This is a genomic window from Xenophilus sp., from assembly GCF_044462705.1.
Classification (GTDB): Bacteria; Pseudomonadota; Gammaproteobacteria; order Burkholderiales; family Burkholderiaceae_C; genus Xenophilus; species Xenophilus azovorans.
Map to the genome: position 1 here is coordinate 7,915 of NZ_JBIQNC010000147.1, position 5,111 is coordinate 13,025.

Below are 5,111 nucleotides of genomic sequence, written 5' to 3' on the forward strand. Positions count from 1 at the left end.
GTGAGCGAAGCCACGGCCAAGGGCGCCCGCATCCTGGTCGTCGACGACGACCCGGACCTGCTGCGGCTGCTGTCGCTGCGGCTGACCGGCGCCGGCTACCAGGTCACGGCCGTCACCTCGGCCGAATCGGCGCTCACCCAACTGGAGATCGAGCACCCGCGCCTGGTGCTCAGCGACGTGCGGCTGCCCGGGCGCGACGGCCTGCAGCTCTTCGACGAGATCCGCAAGCGCCACCCCGCGCTGCCGGTGATCCTGCTGACCGCGCACGGCACCATCCCCGACGCGGTGGAGGCCACCTCGCGCGGCGTCTTCACCTACCTGACCAAGCCCTACGAGCCGCGCGAGCTGCTCGACAAGATCGGCCAGGCGCTGGCCCTGGGCGCGCCGGCCGCCACGCCCGCCGCCGCCGGCGACGAGACCTGGCGCAGCGAGATCGTCAGCCGCTCCAGCCGCATGGCCGAGGTGCTGGCCGAGGCGCGCATGGTCGCCCAGTCCGACGCCAGCGTGCTGCTGCGCGGCGACTCCGGCACCGGCAAGGAGGTGCTGGCGCGCGCCATCCACAAGGCCAGCGCGCGGGCGAAGAAGCCCTTCGTCGCCGTCAACTGCGGCGCGATCCCCGAGGCGCTGCTCGAATCCGAGCTGTTCGGCCACGTCAAGGGCGCCTTCACCGACGCCCACGCGAACCACAAGGGCCTGTTCCAGCAGGCCGACGGCGGCACGCTGATGCTCGACGAGATCGGCGACATGCCGCCTGCTCTGCAGGTCAAGCTGCTGCGCGTGCTGCAGGAACGCGCGGTGCGCCCGGTGGGCGCCACCCAGGCCATCGCGGTGGACGTGCGCATCATCTCCGCCACCCACCGCGACCTGGACGCCGCCATGGCGGCCGGCCAGTTCCGCGAGGACCTGTACTACCGCCTGAACGTCGTCACCCTGACGCTGCCCTCGCTGGCCGACCGGCGCGAGGACATCCCGCTCCTGGCCAACCACTTCCTGCACAAGCTGGCCGGCAAGTACGGCAAGCGCCTCTCGGGCTTCGCGCCCGAGGCGCTGAAGGCGCTGACCACCGCGCCCTGGCCGGGCAACGTGCGGCAGCTCTTCAACGTGGTGGAGCAGGTGTGCGCCCTGTCCAGTTCGCCGCTGATCCCGCTGGCGCTGGTGCAGCGGGCGCTGCGGGTGCCCACCGTGGAAGTGCTCACCTATGCGGACGCCAAGCAGCGCTTCGAGCGCGAGTACCTGGTGGGCCTGCTCAAGCTGACCGACGGCAACGTCGCCGACGCCGCGCGGCTGGCGGACCGCAACCGCACCGAGTTCTATCGCCTGCTGCAGAAGCATGCGCTCACCCCTGGCCACTTCAAGGCCGAGGCCGGATCGGCTCCCGGCGACCCTGTCGCCGAGTAGCGACAGGGTTAAGTGCTTGATTTGATTCAGTTTCATCACCGCCCGCGCCCCACTTGTCGGGCGGCGGCGACAGAAACGGGGGTTTTCCGGGCCAGGCACCCGGAAACGGCCGTCGAAGCCTCTCGAAAATCGACCTAAGTGGTTGATGTGAAATAAGGTTTTCATGCTGGCACGGGCTTTGCCCCATAGCCGGCATGAACCACCTGATCAGCCCCTCTTCCGCACTGCGTCCGCAGCGCGGCGGTCTGCGTCAAAAACCCCATCTCGCCGCCGCGCGCCCGCGCGCTGCCGGCCATGCGGCTCCGTCCGGCGCCCTGAACGCCGCCGGCGCCGCCGCGGACTGCGTTTTCAAGCGCATGCCGTCCATCGGCGACACCGCCGCCCACGCCGTGTCGGCCCGCTGGTAAGGAGAAAGCCGTCCATGAAGCCGAACGACTTCTCCCACCTGAAGGTGCTCACCCCGGCCGACTTCGAGGCCGCGCCCGTGCCCTCCACCCGCAGCCCGCTGCGCGAGGAGCGCCATCCCAACGCCGTCACCGCGCCGCCGATCCACCGCGGCTCGATGACGCCCCGCCCCTGGCGCGGCTTCTGGAACAGCATCGGCACCGCCCTGCTGCTGAAGCTGGGCGTCGGCGGCGAGCCCGCGCCCGAGGCCGTGCACTTCCCGAAGCAGGCCTGGGAGCGCGCCGCGCGCCAGCGCCGCGCCGTCTTCATCCTGCTGGCCGTGCTCAGCACGGTGGTCGCCTCCACCCTGTTCGCGCAGGTGCAGCCCGACTACGACAACAAGTTCCTCGAATGGGGCCAGATCGCCCTGTACGGCCTGCTCTCGGGCTGGGTCGTGACCGGCTTCGTGACGGCGCTGATGGGCTTCTACGTCTCGCTCTTCGGTGACAGGCACGCCCTCTCGGCCAAGCAGGTGGCACACCACCCGATGAACCCCGAGGCGCGCACCGCCATCATCATGCCGATCTGCAACGAGGACGTGGCCACCGTCTTCGCCGGCCTGCGCGCCACCTGCGAGTCGGTCGCCAACACCGGCCACGCGCAGCAGTTCGACGTGTTCGTGCTCTCGGACAGCTACGACCCCGAGATCGCCAGGGCCGAGCGCGCCGCCTGGGAAGACCTGCGCGCCGCGCTGGCCGAGAACGGGAACCAGCCGCAGGTCGAGGTCTACTACCGCCTGCGCACCCGCCGCACGCACCGCAAGGCCGGCAATGTGGCCGACTTCTGCCGCCGCTGGGGCAAGGACTACCGCTACATGATCGTGCTGGACGCCGACTCGGTGATGAGCGGCGACTGCCTGGCGAACATGGTCAAGCTGATGGAGGCGAACCCCTCCGCCGGCATCATCCAGACCGCCACCCAGGCCATCGGCCACGTGACGCTGCACGCCCGCGCGCAGCAGTTCGCCAGCCGCGTGACGGGGCGCCTCTTTACCCTGGGCATGCAGTTCTGGCAGCTGGGCGAATCGCACTACTGGGGCCACAACGCCATCATCCGCGTCGAGCCCTTCATGCAGCACTGCGCGCTGGCCCCGATCAAGGGTACGGGCGGCATGTCGGGCGGCATCATGAGCCACGACTTCGTCGAGGCCGCGCTGATGCGCCGCGCCGGCTACCACGTGTGGCTGTGCGCCGACCTGGTCGGCAGCTACGAGCAGCAGCCGCCGGACCTGCTGGCCGAGCTGCAGCGCGACCGCCGCTGGTGCCAGGGCAACCTGCAGAACGCCCGCCTGATGGCCGAGCCCGGCATCCATTCCGTGCACCGCGCGATGTTCGTGACCGGCACCATGGCCTACGTCTCGGCGCCGCTGTGGCTGGCCTTCATGACCCTGGGCACCGCCCTGTGGCTGTCGGGCTCCAGCCTGGTGGACTACTGGATGGTGATGCCGATGGAACTGGCCGGCCTGTGGCTGTGGACGCTGTGCCTGCTGTTCCTGCCCCGCGTGCTGGGCCTGGTGGCCGTGCTGCTGCGCAAGGAGCAGCGCCAGTTCGGCGGCCTGTTCGCGCTCTTCAAGAGCTCGGTGCTGGAAGCCGGCATGGCGATCGTGCAGGCGCCGGTGCGCATGCTGGCCCATTCGCTGTTCGTCGTGGTGGCGCTGACCGGCATCAAGCTGGACTGGAAGTCGCCCCCGCGGGAAGCCGCCGCCGTGCCGTGGCGCGAGGCCGCCGCCCGCCTGCTGCCGATGAGCGGGATCGTCGCCGTGCTGGCCGCCGCCGTGGCCCTGGTCGACGCCAGCGCGCTGGTGTGGCTGATGCCGGTGGGCCTGCCGCTGCTGCTGGCCATCCCGATGGCCGTGGTCACCAGCCAGATCGCCCTGGGCAGCGCGATGCGCGAGCGCAGCTACCTGCTGATCCCCGAGGAATCGCGCTCGCCGGCCGTGCTGCGCCGCGCCTGGATGCACGCCGACCGCCTCTCGCAGCCCAAGGCGCTGCTGGCTGCCTGATCGAGAAAACTGCTGTCACACCCCCTGAAAAGGCCCGCCTCGGCGGGCCTTTTCCTTTGCGGGCGGCGTTCAGGCGTTGCCGGCCGCCAGGATGCTGCGGATGACGCTTGCGCGCGTCGCCTCGTCGTCGTCGAAGCCGCCGTGCGTGGTGCTGTTCGTCTCGCGGCTTTGCGCCGCCCACAGCTGCACGTTGGCACGGGCGGCCAGTTCGAGCGGCACGTACTTCGCCATGCCCACGACGGGCGTGCGCTTGCCGCCTTCGAAGGACTCGGACACCAGGTACAGCAGCGAACGCCCGTAGCCCAGGATCGGCCGGCAGGTGGCGTCGGCGCTTTCCAGCGGATCGGACAGGTGCCACTGGTTGTACTGGCGCACCTTGCCGCTCGTGATGTGCGGCAGCATCTTCTGCTCGAACAGGTCCACCCGCGCGGCCGGCGCCATCAGGTTGACGCTGTGGAAGCGCCAGCCCAGGCCGGCCAGCAGGTCCACCAGGTGGCAGTGGACGATGCCGCCGGCGGAGTGGCCGATCAGGTGCAGCCGGTCGCGCCCCAGCTTGAAGGCGCCGGAGCGCATCGCGCAGTCGTAGAGCACGCGCCCGCCGCTGTTGCGCGCCGACGAGATCAGCCGCCCGTTCTCCTTCATCTCGCCCCAGATGGCGGTGCCCGGGCGGGCCAGCGTGCGCTCCAGCCGCTCGTTCCACCAGTTCTGGATGCCGCCGGCGCGCTCGCGCTCGCCGCTGAAGATGTCCTTGACGATGTTGCCGAGCGTGGCGATCAGGCCCGTCTCCCACATGAAGAAGATCGGGAAGACGTGGCGCTCGTACAGCGCCGGGATCCACTGCGCGGCCGTCTTCGCCGCGTCGCCCTCGCTGGTCAGGCCGCCGTGCGCGTAGATGGCGATGTCCACCGGCGCGTTGGCCGGCAGCTTCCACTGCGCGCGGGCCCGCTCCAGGTAGGTGCCCACCAGCGCCTCCACGTCGGAGGGGTTGGTGCGGAAGTCGCCCGAGTCGGACAGGCGCCCGTTGTTCTCCATGTTGACGATGTAGGGCGCCAGCTCGTGGTTGCGCAGCCGCTCCTCGGTCGCCAGCTCGACCTTGCCGGCGCGCGGCATGCGCAGCGCCGGGCTGCGCGCGATGGCCAGGTGCAGCGAGGTCGCCACGCCCATCTGCACCACCCAGCAGTCCATCGCGTTGGCGCTCCAGTCCTCGTAGCGCAGCAGCGCCAGGCCGCCGCTGCCCCAGCCCTCGCCCCAGGAGTTCTGGATGATG

General features: G+C 70.6%; 3 protein-coding genes and 1 pseudogene. 3 read left to right on the forward strand and 1 reads right to left on the reverse strand.

Annotated elements, in window-relative coordinates; genetic code table 11:
• From ACIY1X_RS19030 to mdoH, 3 genes are all read left to right on the forward strand, one after another.
• Positions 1 to 1,398: a sigma 54-interacting transcriptional regulator gene (locus ACIY1X_RS19030; protein ID WP_399683494.1), complete on the forward strand. Its 1,398-nt coding sequence runs from the start codon at positions 1 to 3 to the stop codon at positions 1,396 to 1,398.
• Between the two features lie 194 nt (positions 1,399 to 1,592).
• Positions 1,593 to 1,805: a hypothetical protein gene (locus ACIY1X_RS19035; RefSeq protein ID WP_399683497.1), complete on the forward strand. Its 213-nt coding sequence runs from the start codon at positions 1,593 to 1,595 to the stop codon at positions 1,803 to 1,805.
• A 14-nt stretch (positions 1,806 to 1,819) separates the two neighbouring features.
• Positions 1,820 to 3,844 (forward strand): glucans biosynthesis glucosyltransferase MdoH, encoded by a 2,025-nt coding sequence (gene mdoH / locus ACIY1X_RS19040; RefSeq protein ID WP_038210546.1) that lies wholly within the window; start codon positions 1,820 to 1,822, stop codon positions 3,842 to 3,844.
• Positions 3,845 to 3,913: 69 nt separating this feature from the next.
• Here mdoH and ACIY1X_RS19045 read toward each other — a convergent pair.
• Positions 3,914 to 5,111: pseudogene (locus tag ACIY1X_RS19045) on the reverse strand (hypothetical protein); the annotation flags it as partial.

What these genes read in the sequence shown, in the direction of transcription:
- mdoH (WP_038210546.1), top strand. Translation starts at nt 1,820, where the DNA reads ATGAAGCCGAACGACTTCTCCCACCTGAAGGTGCTCACCCCGGCCGAC.
- ACIY1X_RS19035 (WP_399683497.1), top strand. Translation starts at nt 1,593, where the DNA reads ATGAACCACCTGATCAGCCCCTCTTCCGCACTGCGTCCGCAGCGCGGC.